The sequence below is a fragment of the Williamsia muralis NBRC 105860 genome, assembly GCF_001598915.1.
Lineage (GTDB): Bacteria > Actinomycetota > Actinomycetes > Mycobacteriales > Mycobacteriaceae > Williamsia > Williamsia muralis.
In genome coordinates, this window is sequence record NZ_BDAP01000009.1 from 24190 (window position 1) to 43381 (window position 19192).

General features: G+C 65.6%; 18 protein-coding genes. 5 read left to right on the plus strand and 13 right to left on the minus strand.

The genetic code is table 11. The features are described from left to right. Nucleotides 1-4: 4 nt before the first annotated feature. The 6 genes from WIMU1_RS23540 to WIMU1_RS23565 form a co-directional block, all read right to left on the minus strand. Nucleotides 5-721 (minus strand): sulfite exporter TauE/SafE family protein, encoded by a 717-nt coding sequence (locus WIMU1_RS23540; RefSeq protein ID WP_062800767.1) that lies wholly within the window; start codon nucleotides 719-721, stop codon nucleotides 5-7. Next, a complete protein-coding gene (locus WIMU1_RS23545; protein ID WP_062800768.1) occupies nucleotides 718-1785 on the minus strand; it encodes an ABC transporter ATP-binding protein in 1068 nt (355 codons plus the stop codon). Before WIMU1_RS23545 ends, WIMU1_RS23540 begins: the two co-directional genes overlap by 4 nt. Then, on the minus strand, nucleotides 1778-2800 hold the full coding sequence (locus WIMU1_RS23550; RefSeq protein ID WP_062800770.1) for an ABC transporter ATP-binding protein: 1023 nt from the start codon (nucleotides 2798-2800) through the stop codon (nucleotides 1778-1780). Before WIMU1_RS23550 ends, WIMU1_RS23545 begins: the two co-directional genes overlap by 8 nt. Continuing rightward, a complete protein-coding gene (locus WIMU1_RS23555) occupies nucleotides 2797-3813 on the minus strand; it encodes an ABC transporter permease (protein WP_023963241.1) in 1017 nt (338 codons plus the stop codon). The genes WIMU1_RS23550 and WIMU1_RS23555 overlap by 4 nt, the downstream gene beginning before the upstream one ends. 9 nt (nucleotides 3814-3822) lie before the next feature. After that, nucleotides 3823-4749 carry an ABC transporter permease gene (locus WIMU1_RS23560; RefSeq protein WP_030164191.1) on the minus strand — a complete coding sequence of 309 codons (927 nt, stop codon included), beginning with the start codon at nucleotides 4747-4749 and terminating at the stop codon, nucleotides 3823-3825. 70 nt (nucleotides 4750-4819) lie between these two features. After that, nucleotides 4820-6337, minus strand: coding sequence for an ABC transporter substrate-binding protein (locus WIMU1_RS23565; RefSeq protein ID WP_245969238.1), 1518 nt, complete (start codon nucleotides 6335-6337; stop codon nucleotides 4820-4822). A 423-nt stretch (nucleotides 6338-6760) separates the two neighbouring features. Here WIMU1_RS23565 and WIMU1_RS23570 point away from each other — a divergent pair, with 423 nt between their 5' ends. After that, a complete protein-coding gene (locus WIMU1_RS23570) occupies nucleotides 6761-7807 on the plus strand; it encodes a 2-hydroxyacid dehydrogenase (RefSeq protein WP_084248520.1) in 1047 nt (348 codons plus the stop codon). Next, complete coding sequence (locus WIMU1_RS23575; protein WP_023963247.1) at nucleotides 7804-8199, plus strand: universal stress protein; 396 nt, start codon at nucleotides 7804-7806, stop codon at nucleotides 8197-8199. Before WIMU1_RS23570 ends, WIMU1_RS23575 begins: the two co-directional genes overlap by 4 nt. Nucleotides 8200-8220: 21 nt before the next feature. Here WIMU1_RS23575 and WIMU1_RS23580 read toward each other — a convergent pair whose 3' ends face one another. The 4 genes from WIMU1_RS23580 to WIMU1_RS23595 form a co-directional block, all read right to left on the minus strand. Beyond that, complete coding sequence (locus WIMU1_RS23580; RefSeq protein WP_023963249.1) at nucleotides 8221-9114, minus strand: LysR family transcriptional regulator; 894 nt, start codon at nucleotides 9112-9114, stop codon at nucleotides 8221-8223. Between the two features lie 84 nt (nucleotides 9115-9198). After that, nucleotides 9199-10470 carry a glucarate dehydratase family protein gene (locus WIMU1_RS23585; RefSeq protein WP_062800773.1) on the minus strand — a complete coding sequence of 424 codons (1272 nt, stop codon included), beginning with the start codon at nucleotides 10468-10470 and terminating at the stop codon, nucleotides 9199-9201. Continuing rightward, a complete protein-coding gene (locus tag WIMU1_RS23590) occupies nucleotides 10470-11405 on the minus strand; it encodes a 5-dehydro-4-deoxyglucarate dehydratase (protein WP_062800775.1) in 936 nt (311 codons plus the stop codon). The genes WIMU1_RS23585 and WIMU1_RS23590 overlap by 1 nt, the downstream gene beginning before the upstream one ends. A gap of 29 nt (nucleotides 11406-11434) precedes the next feature. Further along, nucleotides 11435-13051, minus strand: a complete 1617-nt coding sequence (locus WIMU1_RS23595; protein ID WP_062800777.1) for an aldehyde dehydrogenase (NADP(+)) — start codon at nucleotides 13049-13051, stop codon at nucleotides 11435-11437. Between the two features lie 264 nt (nucleotides 13052-13315). Here WIMU1_RS23595 and WIMU1_RS23600 point away from each other — a divergent pair, with 264 nt between their 5' ends. Beyond that, complete coding sequence (locus WIMU1_RS23600; RefSeq protein WP_425470436.1) at nucleotides 13316-14647, plus strand: wax ester/triacylglycerol synthase domain-containing protein; 1332 nt, start codon at nucleotides 13316-13318, stop codon at nucleotides 14645-14647. Nucleotides 14648-14683: 36 nt separating this feature from the next. Here WIMU1_RS23600 and WIMU1_RS23605 read toward each other — a convergent pair whose 3' ends face one another. Continuing rightward, nucleotides 14684-15427, minus strand: a complete 744-nt coding sequence (locus tag WIMU1_RS23605; RefSeq protein ID WP_062800851.1) for a hypothetical protein — start codon at nucleotides 15425-15427, stop codon at nucleotides 14684-14686. Between the two features lie 40 nt (nucleotides 15428-15467). Next, the gene (locus tag WIMU1_RS23610; RefSeq protein ID WP_062800852.1) at nucleotides 15468-16034 is read right to left on the minus strand and encodes an HhH-GPD-type base excision DNA repair protein; all 567 of its coding nucleotides are present in this window, start codon (nucleotides 16032-16034) and stop codon (nucleotides 15468-15470) included. A 139-nt stretch (nucleotides 16035-16173) separates the two neighbouring features. Between WIMU1_RS23610 and WIMU1_RS23615 the strand changes: the two genes are divergently transcribed. Next, nucleotides 16174-16659, plus strand: a complete 486-nt coding sequence (locus WIMU1_RS23615; protein ID WP_120802686.1) for a hypothetical protein — start codon at nucleotides 16174-16176, stop codon at nucleotides 16657-16659. A gap of 202 nt (nucleotides 16660-16861) precedes the next feature. Continuing rightward, nucleotides 16862-18343 carry a sugar porter family MFS transporter gene (locus WIMU1_RS23620; protein ID WP_030164163.1) on the plus strand — a complete coding sequence of 494 codons (1482 nt, stop codon included), beginning with the start codon at nucleotides 16862-16864 and terminating at the stop codon, nucleotides 18341-18343. 2 nt (nucleotides 18344-18345) lie between these two features. Here WIMU1_RS23620 and WIMU1_RS23625 read toward each other — a convergent pair whose 3' ends face one another. Continuing rightward, the gene (locus WIMU1_RS23625) at nucleotides 18346-19155 is read right to left on the minus strand and encodes an enoyl-CoA hydratase (RefSeq protein WP_062800782.1); all 810 of its coding nucleotides are present in this window, start codon (nucleotides 19153-19155) and stop codon (nucleotides 18346-18348) included. Nucleotides 19156-19192 lie beyond the last annotated feature (37 nt).

Below are 19192 nucleotides of genomic sequence, written 5' to 3' on the forward strand. Positions count from 1 at the left end.
GATTTCAGATGATCTGCTGCCCGATGAGCAGGACAGCCCCCACCGAGGAGATTGCGATGGAGAGCCGGCGCAGCCGCACCGGGTCGAGCAATGTGTTGACGAATCGAGAGGCCGCGTAGCCCAGCACAATCGCCGGGATGAGAATCAGGAACATCTCGGCGTTCTCCCGTTCGATGGCACCGGCGGCGGCCAGCACCGCGATGGACATCAACGACCCGACCAAGAAGAACGCGCTCATGTTCCCGCGCAGCCGGGGGCCGCTTGATCCCTGCAACACCAAAGCCATCGGCGGACCACCGATCGAGGTCGCGGTGCCGAGCAGGCCCGACGCAGCGCCCGCAGTCGCGAGGTTTCGTCGCCGCGGCGGTGGCGCCCAACCCATCGTCGCCATGACAACACCGGCCAGCACCACGGCCGCGAGCAGCAACGCGAGCCCGCGTTCGGGCAGGAACAGCAGCAGCAATGCCCCCGCGACGGTGCCGGGGACACGGCCCGCCAGCGCCCACCCGGTGCCCCTGAGGTCGAGGCTCTGCCGTTCGCGGACCACGACGAGCAGCGTCACCACCACCGCGGACATGATCAGCGTGCCCGGGATGAGCGATGGATCGACCAGGGCGACGATCGGCGCGGCAAGCATCCCCATGCCGAACCCGATCGAGGCCTGCATGCAGGCGGCAGCAAACACTGCCACGCTGATCACGACGAGAGCTGTGATGCTCACCCGACCGCAGCGGGCATACCGAGCGACACCGCGTTGCGCGGGTGGAAGCACTCAGCCACGTGTGCCGGACCGCTCAGCGCTGCCCGGATCGACTTGCTCTGTGGAAGGTCAGTGGCGACGGGCGGCGCCGACTCCGCGCATTCGGAAGTGGCGTGCAAGCATCGAGTACGAAAGCGGCAGCCCGACGGCGGATTCAGCGGCGAGGGCACTTCGCCCTCCAGGATGATCCGGGTGCGCCGGGTTCCGGGGTCGAGGGTGGGCGCCGCCGACATCAGAGCTTCGGTATAGGGGTGCATCGGGGTGTCGAAAACTGCTTCGGTAGGCCCTGTTTCGACGATGCGACCGAGATACATGACGGCGACGCGATCAGCCACGTGCCGCACGACCGACAGGTCGTGCGAGATGAAGACGTAGGAGATGCCGAGTTGCTGCTGCAGGTCGTTGAGCAGGTTGAGCACCTGGGCCTGCACCGAGAGGTCCAGTGCCGACACCGGCTCGTCACAGATGACCACCGACGGGTTGAGGGCCAGCGCCCGGGCGATTCCCAACCGCTGGCGCTGCCCACCGGAGAACTCCTGTGGTGAGCGGTGCTCGTCGCTGGGGCGGAGACCCACCAGATGCAGGAGTTCGCGCACCCGAGCGGCCCTGTCTCGCTTGGACTTGTAGAGGGTCTTGTGGGTCCGCCACGGCTCGGAGATGATCTCGGCGGCCGTCATCCGAGCGTTGAGTGAGGCATACGGATCCTGGAACACCATCTGGACGCGGCGACGCAGGGCGAGCATGTCCTTGCCCTTGAGGGTGTACGGATCGACGCCATCCCAGCTGACCGTCCCGGCGTCGGGACGCTCCAGCATCATCAGAGTGCGGGCGAGAGTTGATTTGCCGCAACCTGATTCACCGACCAGACCCAGCGTCTCACCGGGGGCGAGATCGAGGTCGATCCCGTCGAGCGCCTTGAGCTCGGTCTTGCCGTCTTTGCCCGCCGGCACCCGGAACGTCTTGGTGAGGTCGCGGACCTCGAGGACCGACGATCCCGTCGATCTCGGTTGTGTGGACTCAGACATTGCCGACCTCCTCGGTGAAATGGCATGCCGCGGAACGGCCGGTGGCGATTGACTTCAGTGCAGGTCGGGAGGTGGCGCAGATGTCTTGTGCCAGGGGGCATCGGGCCTGGTACACGCACCCGGTCGGGATCGAGTGCAGGTCCGGGGGAGTGCCACCGATGGACTTGAGATCGTCGCCCCGTTTGGCGTTCACGGGCACCGAGTCGAGCAGCCCCTTGGTGTAGGGGTGTCTCGGACGGGAGAACACCTCGGCGACCGGCCCGGTCTCGACAACGTTGCCGGCGTACATGATTGCCACGCGGTCGGCCTGCTCGGCCACGAGTGCCAGGTCGTGGGTGATCAAGATGACCGCCATGTCGAACTCGGCCCGCAGGTTCTGCAGCAGGGACATGATCTGTGCCTGCACGGTGACATCGAGCGCAGTCGTCGGCTCGTCGGCGAGGAGCACCTTGGGGCTCAGGGCCACCGCCATCGCGATCAGCAGTCGTTGGCGCATGCCGCCCGAGAACTGATGGGGGTAGGAGTCGATACGCGACTCGGGCTCAGGGATGCCGACGTGCTCCATCAGCCGGATGGCCTCGCGTTTGGCGGCCCGCGCAGACATCCCGCGATGGATACGGAACGGCTCGGCGAGCTGGGTACCGACCGTGTACACGGGGTTGAGCGCGGTCAGCGCGTCCTGGAAGACGATCGCCAATTCGGTTCCGGCGACCTGGCGGCGCTTGCGTTTGCTCGCCGTCGTCAGATTGGTGTCCCCGAGCATCACCGTGCCATCGGTGACATCCGCGATCGGGTCCAAGAGCCCGACCAGGGCTTGGGCGGTCATGGACTTGCCACATCCGGACTCACCCAGCAGGGCCAGCGTCTCGCCGCGGCGGGCGACAAACGAGACGTGGTCGACGGCCCGCACCACCCCGGTGGGGGTGCGCAGGTCGACGGTCAGGTCGGTGACGTCTAGGGCGATCCGCTCGTCGGCGGTGGTCGCGCCGGGATCGGTGATGGCTGGTGCGCTCATGCGACTGCCTTTCGTGAGGAGAACAGACGGCGGCGGGCACGCGGCACGGTGAGGCGCCAGCGCTGACCGGGATCGGTGGCGATCCGGGCCCACGCCGCGAGGATCGTGGCGGACACCGTGGTCACCACGATGGCGAGACCTGGGAAGAACGACAGCCACCATGCGGTCTGCAGGTAGGTGCGTCCCTGCGACACCATCAGGCCCCAGCTGATGTCCGGGGGCTGGATTCCGATGCCCAGGAAGCTCAGCGACGATTCGGCCAGCATGACAAAACAGAAGTCGAGGGTGGCAACGGTGAGCAAGGTGGGCAGCAGGATAGGCAGGACATGCGAGCGGATGATCGATCCACTGCTGGCGCCGAACGTGCGGGCGGCATCGACGAAGACCCTGCTCTGCAGTTCGGCCGACTCCGCCCGTGCGGTACGCAGATAGATGGGGATGCGTGTGAAGGCCAGCACCAGAACGATATTGGCTGCACTCGGCGAGAACACGTAGAGCACCACGACCGCCAGCAGCAGGGAAGGAAAACTCATGATCACGTCGGCGACCCGCATCGCGGTGGTCTCGCGCCAGCCGCGGTGGTAACCGGCCCACATGCCGATCACCGAACCGATGACGCAAGAGATCACCACGGCGGGCAGGGCCACCATCATCGTGGTCTGACAGGCGACGATCAGACGGGCCAGCATGCTGCGACCGAGCGGGTCGGTGCCGAGCACGTTCATCCAGCCGGTGTCGAGATTGAACGGGGCCAGATTCGACTGGTCGAGGTTCTGATCGGTGGCGGCGCTACCCACCAGCCACGGCCCGAAGCACGCGACGAGAAGGACAAAGGCGAGGATGCCTGCGGCGACGGTGGCCATCGGATCCCGCAGCAGCAGTCGCCAGAGGGGCATCCTGTTGGACGGAACCTTGCCTGCGGCAACGGAATCGCCGGTGATGTCAGTGGGCGCGACCAGCGAACCGGTGGGATCGGTGACTGTGGACTCGGACGGTCCGGTGACAATCGACATGACGTTCTCCTAGACCTTGACCTTTTCGCGGACCCGCGCGTCCAGCAGCGCGTAACCGGCGTCGATGACGACGTTGAGGATGAAAATGCTGACAGCGGTGAGCAATACGGCGGCCTGCAGCACTGCGAAGTCGCGTTGCAGGATCGAATCGATCATCAGCTTGCCGATGCCGGGCCAACCGAAGATGGCCTCCACCACCACCGCACCGTTGACCAGCGCGACGGCGAGGTCGCCCGCCACGGTCAACGCCGGCGCGGCGGCGTTTCGCAGCGCATGGTGCGTGACGACGCGCATGTCGCCGGCCCCTTTGCTGCGGGCAAGTCGCACATACGGCGCGGAGAGCGCCTGCACCATCGCGCCCCGGACCACCTGGGTCAGGACTCCCAGCGGCCTGATCAGCAGTGTGGCGATCGGCAGTATCCAGGAGAGGGTGCTGCCCGTACCGGACGTGGGCAGCCAGCCCAGGACCACCGCGAAGATCCAGATGCCGGTGATGGCGAACCAGAAGTCGGGGACGCTCGCCGCCGTCATCGACAGCAGCGACGAGAAGCGGTCGGCAAGTGAGTTGGGCCGGAAAGCCGCCCAGCAACCCAGGATCACCGCGCCGACGATGGCCAGCAACATGGTGAAGAACGCCAGCTGCAACGTCGCGGGAAATGCCCGCAAGGCCATCTCGGCGGCCGACTCGCCGGTGCGTAGGGACTCGCCGAAGTCCAGGTGGACCACGCCGCCCAGGTAGTCGAGCATCTGGTTCCAGACGGGCTTGTCGAGACCGTTCTCGGCCGCGAACTCGGCACGCTGATCCGGGGTCGCAGACACCGGGAGGTACAGGTTGGTGGGATCACCGGTGAGTCGGGCGAGCAGGAAGACACCGAAGAGCACGACCAACAGAGGGATGAGGCTGGTGTACATGCGGCGTCGCAGGAAGGCGAACATCTCTCACCGCTTTCTCGAGGACATGGGGCTGGTCATGACAGGTTCCTTCAGGTGGTGTGGAAAGCGGGGGTCAGTCGTTGCCGGAGGCGGTGGCATGGGTCATCTCGGCCAGTCGCATCTCGTCGCCGGTTGCCGAGTTCGGTTGATAGGCAACCGACGGAGCCTTGGCCAGTACCGCGTTCATGTGAGCGAGGTAGGCGTACTGACGGATCTTGCTCGGTTCGTCGGCGAGGACCGCGGCGAACGCCCCCTGGCGGGCATCGCCGGTCTGGTTCTGGGCCGTCTCTATCTCGGCGTCGAACTCGGGCGTGCCATAGGTGCTCTGGTAGCCATCGCTCAGCAGGTATTGCTCGGCGGTGAACTGGGCATCACCGGCCTGGTTGCCGTGCTGGATCATCAGCAGGATCGGTCCCTCGTCGGGGAAGGGTCGGATCTGGTAGAGCATCTGGCCCGAGGTGTCCATCATCTCGATCTTGACGTTGAGACCGATCTGGTCGAGTGAGTTCTGGATGACCTCGATGGTCTCGTTGATCTTCGGGTACATACCTGTGCGCCCGATGAGCTTGATCTGCTTGTCGACCGGCACGCCGTCTGCTTTAGCCTCGGCCACAAGCTCTTTCGCGCGGTTGAGGTCGTAGGGGGTGGCGGAGATCGTGTCGTTGAACCCGATGATGCTCGGGCCGACGAGCTGTGCCGCCGGATCTCCGAGGCCGCGGAAGAGGGCCTTGATGATCCCGTCGCGATTGATCGACAGGTCGATGGCCTCGCGGACCCGGTAGTCGTCGAGCGGTGGTTCATCCGCCTGCATCCGCAGCGCGGTGGTCTCGTTGTTCGGGTACGACACACCCAGGTCCCCGGCGCCGTCTTCCGGGCCCAGGTAGGTGGCTATCTCCGCCTCGTCGTTGGTCACCATGGCTGCGCGCACGCTGCCCTCGGTACGCCACTGGTACACCGCACGGCTGTACTCCGGGGTGGGACCGGCGTACTCGGGATTGAGCGCGAGAGCCAGCTTTTGGCCCGGATCCCAGTAGTCGACCCGGTAGGGACCGGTGCCGATCGGGATACGCACCTTGTCCGCGGTGTCGGTACTGGTCGGGACCATCTCGATGAACGAGACACGCAGCGGCAGAATCGGATCCGGAGTGGGGGTGGTCACTGTCACCGTCGCCGGATCGGTCGCTTCGACGACAAGTTCGTCGTCACCGAACACGTAGCCGTCCACCTCGCAGCCGATCGTGGAGTTGATCGTGCGATTGATGGAGAAGGCGGCGGATTCGGCATCGAAGGGCGTGCCGTCGCTGAATCTGACGCCCTGGTGGATGCGGAACGTCCAGGTGTTGGGAGAGGTCTGCTCCCATGAGTCGGCCAGCTTCGGCTCGAGGTCACCGGTATCGGGATTGCGTTCGATGAGCGGCTCGGTGATGTTGGACCGGACCACGGGACCCGTGGCCGTCAGCGAGGCGTCGCACGGCTCGAGCGTCGGAGGCTCCTGCGGGAGCACGATGCGCAGGGTGTTCGGGTCGGCAGCGTCGGTCTGTGTCGAGTTGGCAACCGAACAACCGGTGGCCAGAGCGGCCACGGCGGCCATGGCGACGACCGCCCGTACGGAATGGCGTCGGGATGCCGGCTGCGGGGCTGCGGCGTGCATGGGTCCTCCGTTGATGATGGTGAATCGCGTCGATCGAGACGCTGACCGTTTGTGACGGTAGCCACAACCTAGAAGTGCCCCGAGGAGGCGTCAACAGGCCAAAAGGCCTGCAAACCGCCATATCTGTCGGTGATGGGCGTCACTGGATGTCTCATCTGGTGACACGACTCACCTGCAATATAGCCTCTGACCTGCCGCATTACGGATTGCTTGTCGCCGAGCCCGCTCGGCAGCCAACCCAGTGATGCCGTTTGGGTATCAGTCCATGTTATTTACGAGTTGGACAGGTATTCCTGAGGCGGCCTACCGTACGGGTAACTCGATGAAGACCATGATGGTCTTTCCCTGTCGTCAGGAGGCACGATGGCCGATGTCGCACCAGTCGCGGCACGACCGGCGAAAAGCACTGCGCCACAGCAGTATCACGACTCGGAGGACCAGGCGGGACGGGTGCTGCAGGTCGGCCCGCTCAAGCCGTCACTCGCTGAGTCCCTGGCAGCCGGCTACGGAGCGTTGTTGCTCCCTGACGACAGTTCCCGAGAGGGCTTCCTCGCCACTCGGGGCGATGCCGTCGCCGCTGTTGTCACCTCTGGCCGCACGGGCGTCGACGCGGCACTGATGGCACAGTTGCCGAACCTCGGCGCGATCATCCACTTCGGCGTCGGTTACGACACCACCGACGTCGAGGTTGCCCAGCAGCGGGGCGTGGGCGTGAGCAACACCCCGGACGTCCTCACCGATTGCGTTGCGGACACTGCGGTGGGACTGCTCATCGACACGCTGCGCGGTTTCTCTGCCGCGGACCGCTACGTGCGGGCCGGCCGGTGGGCGAGCGAGGGCAACTTCCGCCTGACGCGCAAGGTGAGCGGCGCCCGAGTCGGAATCATCGGACTCGGCCGCATCGGTTCGGCAATTGCCGAGCGCCTCAAAGGCTTCGGGTGCAGCATTGCCTACCACAACCGCCGCGAGATAGTCGGCTCGCCGTATCGGTACTCATCGTCGCCGGCCGAACTGGCGGCGTCGGTGGACGTACTCGTCGTGGCGGCCTCAGGTGGTGAACACACCCGGCAGCTCGTCGATCGTGATGTCCTCGAGGCGCTGGGGCCCAACGGCTTCCTCGTGAACGTGGCGCGGGGCAGCGTGGTCGACGAAGAAGCGCTGGTCGACCTGCTCACGTCTGGCGGTCTGGCCGGCGCGGGTCTCGACGTGTTCGCCGACGAGCCGCATGTCCCGGCAGCGCTCGTCGGCCTCGACAACGTTGTGCTGCTGCCCCATGTAGCCAGTGGCACCACCGAGACCCGCGCCGCGATGGAAGCCCTGACGCTGGCCAACCTCGACGAGTATCTCGCCCAGGGCACGCTGAGGACGGCCGTGCTGCAACCTGAACCGAAAGGAAGGCCGCGCCCATGAGCGTTGTGCTGAGCTATGTTCCCTCTACAGAGGGGCGCGGCGCGTTGTCGTTCGGTTTCGCCGAGGCACGCATGCGCGGAACGGATCTGATGGTCATCGCCGAGGACGACAGCGGATCGTCTCCGGAGTTCGAATCGGATCTCGACGCGGCTCGCCAGGCCGCCGGGGCGGCCGATGTGGTTTTTGCGATCGAGCCAAACGACCCGGCCCTCTCTCACGCAGACAATCTCATCGATGCGTCGTATCGCGACGATGTCGAGCTCATCGTGATCGGTATCCGTCGACGTTCACCGGTTGGCAAGTTGCTGACGGGCAGCGCCATGCAACGGGTTCTGCTCGACGCGCAGTGCCCGGTCGCGGCAGTCAAACCCCCGGTGCGCTCGGCTGTGTGACCACTGCTTCACGGTGTTGAGTCATATCCATTCACGTTGCGGTAGAACGTCTTCCATGATCCGGGCCAGTGCCGGATTCGGATTGTCCGGGCGCCACGCGGCATTCATCTGAACCGGGCGGTCTCGAACCGCTGTCACCTCTTTGAAGACGACGCCCTCAGGGTGCATGGTGGCGGCTGATTCGGGCACCAGCGCCATCCCGAGACCGGACCTGACCAACACCAGCATGGTGTGCACCTGGGTGACGTACTGGACGTAACGTGGTGTCGCGCCGACGATGGTGAACGTGCTGATCAGCAACTCGTGGAAATAGCGGGCGTCGACGGGGGAGTACATCACCACGGGACGGTTGTCGAAGTCCTCGATGGTGAGATGCTCGGCATCGATGAGATCGTGATCCGCGGGCAAGGCGGCGATCAGCCGCTCGTGATGGATCGGCCGGCTGCTGATACCTGGGCGGGTCATGATGGGGCGCACGAGCCCCAGGTCGAGTTCTCCACCCGACAGTGACTCGATCTGGGCGGAAGAGACCATCTCGCGCAGAACGAGTTTGACGTCGGGTAGTACCTCGCGGGCGGTGGCGAGCAACCGGGGCAGTACCGCATGCGCAGAAGCGCCCGTGAATCCGATGATGACCGTGCCGAGATCGCCGGCGGGCACCCGGCGCACGGTCAGTACTGCGCTCTCGGACAGCCGGACGATGCGGCGGGCGTCTGGCAAAAATGCCGAACCGGCGGCGGTCAGCGTGACCGAACGACTGGTCCGGTCGACGAGTTGCACCCCGAGTTCGTTCTCCAGTTGCTGGATCTGCCTGCTCAGTGGCGGCTGCGTCATGTGAAGACGTTCGGCAGCTCGGCCGAAATGGAGTTCTTCGGCGACGGCGATGAAGCAGGTGAGGCGAGCCAGCGAGAACATTGATCCACTCCCGGTATCGGAATTGGGCGCGTAAGCGGCCCAGTGGATCAATGTACGCGCCGGTTCAGCGCCGGACGAGCGGGTTCACCAGCGCGGGCAGGTGTTCTCGAACGACGGGTCGATGGTTTTCATGTAGCCGGTGTCGTCGCGGTCCCGGATGCCGCAGTCGAGATACTGCTGGTGCAAAGCCGCGAGGGCATCTTCGTCGATCTCGACACCCAGTCCCGGACCAGTCGGAACCGGTACTGCGCCATCGACGATGGACAACGCTCCTGCTCGTACGACGTCTTCGGTCTTCCACGGCCAATGAGTGTCACAGGCGTAGGACAGATTGGGCGTCGCGGCGGCCAGGTGGACCATGGCGGCAAGGCTGATGCCCAGATGCGAGTTGGAATGCATCGAAAGGCCCAGACCGAAGGTCTCACAGATCCCGGCGAGCAACCGAGACCGTTGCAGGCCACCCCAATAGTGGTGGTCGGAGAGAACCACGGACACCGAGTTCTGCCGGACCGACGGTTCGAGCTGGTCGAAGGCGACCACGCACATGTTGGTCGCCAGAGGCATCTTTGCTTCCGCCGCCACGTCGGCCATGCCCTGCAGGCCCGGTGTCGGGTCTTCGAGGTACTCGACGACGCCGGCGAGTTCGGATGCCACCTCGATCGAGGTGTCCACCGTCCATGCCGCGTTGGGGTCCAGCCGCAGCGGCAGGTCGGGGAATGCCGACCGCAGCGCCTTCATGGCCGCGATCTCCTGCTCGGGAGGAAATACGCCGCCCTTGAGCTTGATCGCCTTGAATCCGTACGTGCCGATCATCCGCTGCGCCTGCCGGACGAGACCCTCCGGGTCGAGCGCCGCACCCCACTCGTCGGGGTCTGCTCCGGGATGGGCGGCCCATTTGTAGAACAGGTACGCACTGAACGGCACCTCGGTGCGTACGGCGCCGCCGAGGAGGTCCGACACCGGGCGGCCCAGGGCCTTGCCCTGGATGTCGAGGCACGCGACCTCGAAGGGCGACAGCACCCGATCGGTGGTGCTGGCGGTGGTGATCATGCCGGCCACACCGTCCCCGCCGCTGACCGACAGCGTGCCCAGGGTGGCATCGATGGTCGTTCGCAGTGCGTTGAGCGCGAACACATCGTGTCCGGTGATCGCCTTCGCGGACGCCTCGAGCCGAGCCAGATGCGCGGTGTCGGCGTAGGTTTCGCCCAGCCCGACGATTCCGGCGTCGGTGTCGAGCTGGATGATCGCCCGGAGTGCGAAGGGCTGGTGGACGCCTACGGTGTTGAGCAGCGGCGGATCGGCGAAAGCGACCGGTGTGATGCGGGCGCCGGTGATCCGGATGGGTCCAGTGGGCATCAGACCGCGACGGCCGGTGACAGGGCGCCTTCGAGGACGGCCCGGCCGGCAGCGGTGATCTCGATGAGCTCCTGCTGGTGCGCTTGTGTCAGCGGCACGAGCGGTGCACGAACCGGTCCGGCATCGAGACCTTCCATTGTGACGCCGAACTTCACCATCGACACCGCGTAACCGGGGACCTGGTTGCGCAAGCGGACCAACGGGTGGAAGAACTTGCGCAACAAAGCTTCTGCGAGTTGGTCGTCCCCGGACTCCAGGGCGTTGTAGAACGCCAGCGCGATCTCAGGGGCAAACGCGAAGGTTGCCGAGGAGTACAGGGTGACGCCGATGGCGCGGTAGGCCTGCTGGGTGATCTCGGCTGTGGGCAGACCGTTGAAGAACAGGAAGTTCTTGCCCGAAGGTGCCAAGGCATCCTTGACGGCCATCACGATGCGGGCGACGTTGTCCAGGTCGCCGGTACCGTCTTTGAACCCGATGACGGTGGGCAGCTGCGCCACCTCGACCGCGGCAGCCTCGTTGTAGACGGCCGAACCGCGGTTGTAGACGATGAGCGGGAGGTCGGTTGCGGCAGCGACGGCGCGGGTGTACTCCACGAGCCCGGCGGGCGGCATCGTCACGAGGTACGGCGGTAGGAGCAGGATGCCATCAGCGCCCGCGGCCTCGGCGCTACGCGCGAATTCCTTTGCCTGGACCAGCGATCCGCCGGCGCCGGCGAACACGGGCACCCGTCCGGCCACGACCTCGACCGCCGTTGTGACGATCTTGCTGAACTCGTCGAGCCCCAGAGCATGGAATTCGCCTGTGCCGCAGGCAACGAAGACGCCACCGGGTCCCGCAGCGACACCCTTGTCGAGGTGCTCGGCGAGCAGGGTGTAGTCCACATCCCCGGACGGGGTGAACGGGGTGACGGGAAAGAACAGAACTCCGTCGAGCATCAGATTTCTCCTTGAATGGGTGGGGTTGGTCAGTCTTGGACGAGGCGGCCGTCGATGCGGCGCCACAGCTGATCGGGGTTGCCGTCGGCGATCGCCGACGGCAGCAGTGCGGGTGGGACGTCCTGGTAGGCGACCGGCCGCAGGAACCGCTCGATGGCAAGTGATCCCACTGACGTGGTACGCGAATCGGACGTCGCCGGATACGGGCCGCCGTGGACCATGGCGTGGCCGACCTCGACCCCGGTGGGCCAGCCGTTGAACAGGATCCGGCCCGCCTTGAGTTCGAGAACACTCATCAGCTCGCCCGCCGCCTCGAGGTCGTCGTCGTCGCAGTGCACCGTTGCGGTGAGCTGGCCTTCCAGGCGTGCCGCGACGGCGCGTACCTGGTTCGCGTCAACGCATTTGACCACCAAACTGGCCGATCCGAATACTTCCTCCTGCAACACTTCTGATGCCAGGAACGTATCGGCGTCGGTGCTGAAGACAGCGGCACCGCACGTGTTCGGCCGGTCGGTCGTCTGGGCCTTCACCTCGGCGGTCGCTGCGGTCGACAACGCCTCGACGCCGTCGGCGTAGGACCTCGCGATGCCGGGGGTGAGCATCGGTGCTGGGGCCGACGCGGCGATCGCGTCGCTCGCAGACCGCACGAAGTCATTCAGCGCGGGGCCGTCCACGGCGATGACCAGGCCGGGGTTGGTGCAGAACTGCCCGGCACCCATGGTCAACGACCCCACGAATGCCTGCCCGAGGTCGGTGCCCCGGTTCCGCAGGGCGGACTCCATCAGGAACACCGGGTTGACCGAACTCATCTCGGCGTAGACGGGAATGGGCTCGGGCCGGGCTGCGGCGGCAGCGACCAGAGCGGTTCCGCCAGAACGTGATCCGGTGAATCCGACGGCCTTGATCCTCGGGTCTGTCACCAGCCGGGTACCGAGGATCGGTCCCGAGCCGTAGAGGAGCGAGAACGTTCCGGCAGGCATCCCCGTGCGGGCGATTGCCTCGGTGATGGCGCGACCGACCAGTTCTGAGGTACCGGGATGAGCGTCGTGTGCCTTCACGACCACCGGGCAGCCGGCGGCGAGGGCAGAGGCCGTGTCGCCGCCTGCCACGGAGAACGCGAGGGGAAAGTTGCTGGCGCCGAACACTGCCACCGGTCCGAGGGGGATCTTGCGTTGCCGGATGTCGGCGCGCGGCAACGGTGTGCGATCGGGTTGTGCGGGATCGATGCGTGCACCGTTCCAGCCGCCGTCTCGCAGTACGCCTGCGAACAAACGCAATTGTCCTGCGGTCCTGCCCACCTCGCCGGCGATCCTGGGGCGGGGTAGACCCGATTCGGAGCAGGCTCGGTCGACGAGGGCGTCGCCGAGAGATTCGATGTTCTCCGCGATCGCCTCGAGGAATTCGGCGCGGACGGTGGACGTGGTCGACCGATACCGGTCGAGGGCAGCGGCGGCAGCGGCACATGCGGCGTCGACGTCACTGTCGGACCCGTAGGAGTAACCGGGTTCGAGGACGTCCCCGGTCGCCGGGTCGAGCCCGTGCACGGTGTCGCCCTGCCCGGTGACAAAGGTGCCCGCGATGATCATCTGCCCGGTCAGAGTGTTCATCTGCGCCTGCTCTGTCGCGCGATCTTCTGTCGTCGTCATGTGCCGACTCCTACCTGTTGTGCGTACTTGTTCGGCCATGGCGATCGCGGCCGACCTGCGTCGTCGACCCAGACCACGCCGCCCAGCGGCAGGCGTGACCTGGGTCATACATCGACCGTAGGCCGCTTATTCATTCATGTCCAAGTCAAATATGGACGTGTTCAATAGCCAAGTTGTATCGACCGACGTGGGCGGACGGTTGCGGTCAACAGATGGGCGCCCGATTTGCCCGCGGCGGTGAAGTACGTTCGTCGGATGGAGCGAATGACACCCATCGATGCCCAGATGTACTGGATGTCGAGTCGAGTTCCGAACGACCAATTCCTGCTGTTCGCCTTCGACGGTGAAGTCGGCAACCTCGAGTCGGCCATCGACGACGTGCTCGGGCGCGCGGCGTCGAACGTCGATCTGACCCTGCGGGTTGCCGACCCAGGGTGTGCCTTCGACTACCCGTACTGGGTTCGTCACGGGGTCGGACCAGATCACGTCGCAGTGCACCAGTTGCCGCAGCCCACCTGGTCGGGTTGCCTTGCGGCCGTTCAGGATCTGTTCGCAGATCAGCTCGACCTCCGCGACAGCGTGTGGCGTCTGCACGTGTTCGAGGGTGTCGGGGACGTTCCCCGCTGCCAGGGATCGGCGACAGTGGTGGTCCTGCAGATCGGACACGCCCTCGCCGACGGTCGCCGTGCGACGGGCGTGGCCAGGAGTCTGTTCGTCGATGTCAGAGGACAGCGCCGCAGCGTTGCCGCGAAACCCGAGAGCGGCTACTCGACGGTGCGGGCGGCAACGGTCGCGGCGATCCGGACACCCAAGCAGCTCGGCTCATTGGGTTTGCGGGGGCTGAATGCTGCTGTGACGCACCGAAGGCTGGTCGCGGACGTGGCCGACGGATCCGTGCCCGCGCAGGCCGATGTGCGGCCGGCACTGCCCACCAACAACAGGCCGGAGGGTCGCCGCGCGATCCGCACGCTGGTCCGTGACCGCGACGACTTTCCGGGGCCCACCGTCACCGTCGGAGCGCTCGCAGCCATCTCGCTGGGGTTGTCGGAGCACCTCGCCGGCCAGGGTGTCGACACTGCCACGCTCGGTGCGGAGCTGACTGTTGCAAAACCGGGAAAACCCCTCGCTCGCAACCACTTCCGGAACGTCGGTGTCGAACTGTTCAGCACCACGCCATCATGGGAACGAAGAAACGAGCAGATCGCCGAGGCGCTGATGCATCGTCGATCACGTGGTGCTCATCCCGCGTTGCGAGCAGCCGACGAAGCCTTCGCGGCGGTTCCCGCTCCTTTGTTGTACTGGGGAACAACACAATTCGACCCGACTGCGGTCGCACCCATGGTCATCGGGAACACGGTGGTGTCGAGCATCAACCGCGGCCCGGCCGACCTGACATTCGGCGGGGCGCCGGTTGCGTTCACCGCCGGCTACCCGGCCCTGTCGCCTGCGATGGGCGTCACCCACGGGGTGCACGGAATCGGTGACACGGTGGCGATCAGCGTGCACGCCGCAGAGTCTGCGATCGGGAACATCGACGACTATCTCGAATCGCTGAGTGCGTCCATCGCATGGAACCGTATCGTCGCCGGACGGTGACCGACCGGCTCCTCTGCGGCCGCCCGTTGCTTGGCGTCAGTGGTCGTCGCTTCCGTTCTTGGTGCGTACCAACCGTTTCGGCAATCGGCCGACGAGTTCGCCCAGCGGGAGCACGGCCTGGCCGAGGACTTCGGCGGCATCGTTGAGCTGATCCACCGTCTCCTGCAGTTTTCGGATGTTCGGCGCGAGTTCGCCGATCACCTCGACGAGTTCGGTCAACCGATCCAGTGGTCCGCCCGGCGCGATGGTGCGCTCGATCGCGCCGTTCTCGCCCAGGAGTTGCTCGAGCAAACCCTCTTCGGCGACAAGTCGGTCCATGAAGCCTTCGTCCTCGGCAAGACGGTCGAGCAAACCGCCCGTCGTCGTCAGCATCGCGAGGATCCCGTCCTCGGCGAGAAGGCGGTCTACCGGGCCACCACGAGAGAGGAGGCGATCGAGAGGTCCACCGTCTTCGGTCATCTGATAGAGCACGCCGTCGTCGGACAGCATCCGGTTCACCAGTCCGTCCTCGGACACCAAGCGTTCCAACGGCCCGCCCCTGGCTAGGACGCGACCCAATGAGCGGTCGTCTTCGAGGAGCTCGGCCACCTGGCCGATCAATTGAAGGGGACTGCGGCCGGGAGGTCCCTGAGACACCCCCAACGCCACCGTGATCTCGTGCTGCACGTTTTCGATGGCGATACGACTGACCGCCACGCTGGCCTCGACGGCCGACAGGGCCGCCCCTGCGATCGCGAATCCCAACCGGGTCGGGAGTTCGATCACCAATCTGGCATCCATGCCGTTCACCCTAAGACGTCCCCTCCACGCCGGTGGCCGATCACCCTGCTTTGGCCTTTGCCTTCTGTTCCTTCTTGAAGGCTCGCACCTTCTGCAGGGATTCCTCGTCCACCACGTCCGCCACCGAGCGGTAACCGGCCTTGCTGTAGTCGCCGACCGCCTTCTGCCAGCCGGCCGGGGCGACGCCACATTGCTTGGCGAGCAGGGCGGTGAAGATCTTGGCTTTCTGGGCACCGAAACCCGGCAGTTCATTGATGCGTTTGACCAGATCAGGTCCGTCTGCCGCCTCGTTCCAGATCCGGGCGGTGTCGCCGCCGTACTGTTCCACCACGATGGTGGCCAGGGCCTGCAGGCGCGCGGCCATCGACCTGCCGTAGCGGTGGACGGCCGGAGGAGTGGCACACAGGTCGGCAAACGAGTCGGGCTCGGCGGCGGCGATCGCGGCGGGATCGAGATTGCCGAACCGTTCCCTGACCTTGGCAGGCCCGGCAAATGCTCGCTCCATCGGGAACTGCTGGTCCAGCAACATCCCGGCCAGCAGCGCGAAGGAATCGGTACTGAGCAACTCGTCGGCGGACGGGTCGCCCGTGATGTGCAGACTGGTCATGGACACGAAGTCTAGTGCCGGGCACCCAACCCACATCGACGCGCGCGAGGACCCGTCGCACCGAACGCCGATCGCCGGTGACTCGGTGGTGATTGAATGCTCGACAGGACGGTCCGGGTCGGGGAGAGCGGAGTCGGTCATGTGGAGACGTACGCGAGTTGCGGCGGCGGCCCTGGCTGCCGCGGCCACGATGTCTGTGCTGGCCGCCGGCCAATCCTCTGCCGAGCCGTACACCGAACCCGACCTGGTGGACACCGTGCGCTGCGACAGCGCCGACCCGTGGTCGCCGGGCCGGCTCAGGATCGACATCGACGTGTACAACGATGTCGTCTTCCCGCCCGACGGGGCGCGTGGGCCTGTCCTCTACCTCAGTGCGAACAACTCGCGTCCTGGCTTCCTGCTCGACTACAACGTCGAGGCAACCGTCCGCTGGGTCAACACCACCACCGGAGCGCGTGGGACGAGGATCATCCCGGCGCGGGGCCGTTCGGCCAGTTGGGAAGGTTCCCTGCCGACCGGCCGTGGCCACGTGGCCTACGTCGTCACCCAGAAGATCGGCGCACTCGCCTTCATGCCCATGGTGAACCCGCAATCGTCGACCTGTCGCGGCGCTGCAACGGTGTGACCACCGGTCGGGTGGGGCGCTGGAGTTCCCCATCTCGCGGGGGCGTAAACGCGTGCCGCCCCCGCTCGCCGGTGACCGACTTGTGACCGACTGTCTTTCGGGGACTTGCGAACTCGCCTGACATGACAGGAGTAACGTCAGCTCTTGGCGTATGTCGTCGGCGGTGATTGCCGACCGCCGTCCGGAAGGTGGGTACCCCCCGATGTCCACAGGTGCAGCCAGTAGATCCAGTCGGCCGGTCGGGGGTGAGGCCCACGTCGCCAAGGTCATCGGTGTGACCGTCGCCGCGGCCGTCGGCGGATTCCTCTTCGGTTTCGACAGCTCGGTGGTCAACGGTGCTGTCGAATCCATCGGCACACATTTTGAGCTCAACTCGTTCATGAAGGGCTTCGCGGTCGCCATCGCACTCCTCGGGTGCGCGCTCGGCGCCTGGTTCGCCGGTCGGCTCGCGGACATCTGGGGCCGCAAGAAGGTGATGCTGCTCGGCTCCGCGTTGTTCATCGCCTCGTCCATCGGTACAGGGTTGGCGTGGTCGGTTCCAGACCTGTTGATCTGGCGTGTGATCGGCGGCCTCGGTATCGGCATCGCGTCGGTGATCGCTCCGGCGTACATCGCCGAGATCGCCCCCGCCCGATACCGTGGTGCACTCGGATCCCTTCAGCAGTTGGCCATCACCATGGGCATCTTCGTCGCACTGCTGTCGGATGCGCTGCTCGCCGACAGCGCCGGTAGCGCATCGAGCGATCTGTGGTTCGGTATCGAGGCGTGGCGCTGGATGTTCATGGTCGGCGTCATCCCCGCCATCGTCTACGGCGTTCTGGCCCTACTGATTCCGGAATCACCCCGGTACCTGGTGGGGAGCAACCTCGACGAGGAAGCCGCCCGCATCCTCACCGAAGTGACCGGTGAGCCCAACCCGCTCGAACGTGTCAAAGAGATCCGGCTGACGCTCAAACGCGAATCCAACGTGTCGATCAAGGACATCCGCGGGCCTTCGTTTGGTCTGCATCCCCTTGTGTGGGTGGGAATCTGGATCGCGGTGCTGCAGCAGTTCGTCGGCATCAACGCGATCTTCTACTACTCCACCACGCTGTGGCAGTCCGTCGGATTCAGTGAGAGCGAGTCGTTCAAGACGTCGGTGATCACCGCCGTTGTCAACGTGGTGATGACCTTCGGGGCGATCCTGTTCGTCGACCGCATCGGCCGCCGCAGGCTCCTGCTGATCGGTTCGGTCGGCATGGCCATCGGTCTCATCCTGGCGTGCGCGGCCTTCACCCAGCAGCAGGGTTCGGGCGACGACATCACCCTCCCCGACAACTGGGGAGTGGTCGCCCTGATCGGTGCCAACCTGTTCGTGGTCGCGTTCGCTGCCACATGGGGTCCGGTCATGTGGGTGATGCTGGGGGAGATGTTCCCCAACCGGATCCGCGGTGTGGCGCTCGGTGTGTGCACCGGTGTGAACTGGCTCGCGAACTTCACCATCTCGCTGCTCTTCCCGGAACTGAACTCGCGCCTGGGCCTGGCATGGATCTACGGGTTCTTCGCGTTCTGCGCGATCGTGTCGTACTTCTACGTGCACTTCAAGGTTCCCGAGACCAAGGGTATGGAACTCGAGGACATGGACACCCTCGGCGACGTCGAGGCCGCACTCAAGGCCGAAAAGGCCGCGGCCAAAGAGAAATAGCGCTACAGCGAATCGGTGAACAGCGGCGGCCGTCCCTCTTTGCGGGCGGCCGTCGCTTCTTGGAAGTTCGCGGTCAGCAACCGGACGTAGAGCTGGCCGAGGCCTTCGGCCTGCATGTGCGCGTCGAGGCTCGAGGCCTCCATGCCCGACCAGAGCGTTCTCTTGGTCAGTTCGATTCCCGGGCGGGACAATTCGGCGATCCGGTCAGCGACGCGGCAGCACTCGTCGAGCAGGACGGCGTCGGGAACAGTTCGCGATACCAACCCGATACGGGCGGCTTCGTCGGCGTGGACATCCCATCCGGTCAGCATCATCTCCGCGGCGTGTGAGCTGCCGACGGCTCGCGGCAACAGGTAACTCAAACCCAACTCGCTTGCGGTGAGCCCGTTGTTGATACCCGCCGCACGGAAATAGGCCGCTGCGCCTGCGATACGGATGTCGCATGCCAGCGCCAGACACAGTCCGCCACCGATCGCGGCGCCGTTGACAGCGGCGATCACCGGCTGATGCATGCGGCGGATCGCCTTGATCGTCTCGTCGAGCAGCTCCAAGGAACGAAGCGCGATCGTGGGGGCGGTCAGCCCGTCGATCCCGGGTATCTTGCCCGCCGACTTCTGGTCGGCGCCAGAACTGAACCCGCGTCCTGCGCCGGTGATGATCACAGCTCGGACCGCATTGTCCGCACTGATCTCCTCGAGCTTTTCCTTGAAGGGCAGCATGACGTCAAAAGCCATGGCATTCATGCGTTCTGGGCGATCCAAGGTCACCAGGGCAATGTGTTCGCGGGGATGGTCCACCCGGACATACGACATTTCGCCATCGTGACACGAGCCGGGTTCCCTGAGGTGC

Excerpts from the sequence above, each read along its gene's own strand:
- WIMU1_RS23545 (WP_062800768.1), bottom strand. The coding sequence starts at position 1,785 with ATGTCTGAGTCCACACAACCGAGATCGACGGGATCGTCGGTCCTCGAG.
- WIMU1_RS23550 (WP_062800770.1), bottom strand. The coding sequence starts at position 2,800 with ATGAGCGCACCAGCCATCACCGATCCCGGCGCGACCACCGCCGACGAG.
- WIMU1_RS23555 (WP_023963241.1), bottom strand. The coding sequence starts at position 3,813 with ATGTCGATTGTCACCGGACCGTCCGAGTCCACAGTCACCGATCCCACC.
- WIMU1_RS23560 (WP_030164191.1), bottom strand. The coding sequence starts at position 4,749 with ATGTTCGCCTTCCTGCGACGCCGCATGTACACCAGCCTCATCCCTCTG.
- WIMU1_RS23565 (WP_245969238.1), bottom strand. The coding sequence starts at position 6,337 with ATGGCCGCCGTGGCCGCTCTGGCCACCGGTTGTTCGGTTGCCAACTCG.
- WIMU1_RS23570 (WP_084248520.1), top strand. The coding sequence starts at position 6,761 with ATGGCCGATGTCGCACCAGTCGCGGCACGACCGGCGAAAAGCACTGCG.
- WIMU1_RS23575 (WP_023963247.1), top strand. The coding sequence starts at position 7,804 with ATGAGCGTTGTGCTGAGCTATGTTCCCTCTACAGAGGGGCGCGGCGCG.
- WIMU1_RS23580 (WP_023963249.1), bottom strand. The coding sequence starts at position 9,114 with ATGTTCTCGCTGGCTCGCCTCACCTGCTTCATCGCCGTCGCCGAAGAA.
- WIMU1_RS23585 (WP_062800773.1), bottom strand. The coding sequence starts at position 10,470 with ATGCCCACTGGACCCATCCGGATCACCGGCGCCCGCATCACACCGGTC.
- WIMU1_RS23590 (WP_062800775.1), bottom strand. The coding sequence starts at position 11,405 with ATGCTCGACGGAGTTCTGTTCTTTCCCGTCACCCCGTTCACCCCGTCC.
- WIMU1_RS23595 (WP_062800777.1), bottom strand. The coding sequence starts at position 13,051 with ATGACGACGACAGAAGATCGCGCGACAGAGCAGGCGCAGATGAACACT.
- WIMU1_RS23600 (WP_425470436.1), top strand. The coding sequence starts at position 13,316 with ATGACACCCATCGATGCCCAGATGTACTGGATGTCGAGTCGAGTTCCG.
- WIMU1_RS23605 (WP_062800851.1), bottom strand. The coding sequence starts at position 15,427 with ATGGATGCCAGATTGGTGATCGAACTCCCGACCCGGTTGGGATTCGCG.
- WIMU1_RS23610 (WP_062800852.1), bottom strand. The coding sequence starts at position 16,034 with ATGACCAGTCTGCACATCACGGGCGACCCGTCCGCCGACGAGTTGCTC.
- WIMU1_RS23615 (WP_120802686.1), top strand. The coding sequence starts at position 16,174 with ATGTGGAGACGTACGCGAGTTGCGGCGGCGGCCCTGGCTGCCGCGGCC.
- WIMU1_RS23620 (WP_030164163.1), top strand. The coding sequence starts at position 16,862 with ATGTCCACAGGTGCAGCCAGTAGATCCAGTCGGCCGGTCGGGGGTGAG.
- WIMU1_RS23625 (WP_062800782.1), bottom strand. The coding sequence starts at position 19,155 with ATGTCGTATGTCCGGGTGGACCATCCCCGCGAACACATTGCCCTGGTG.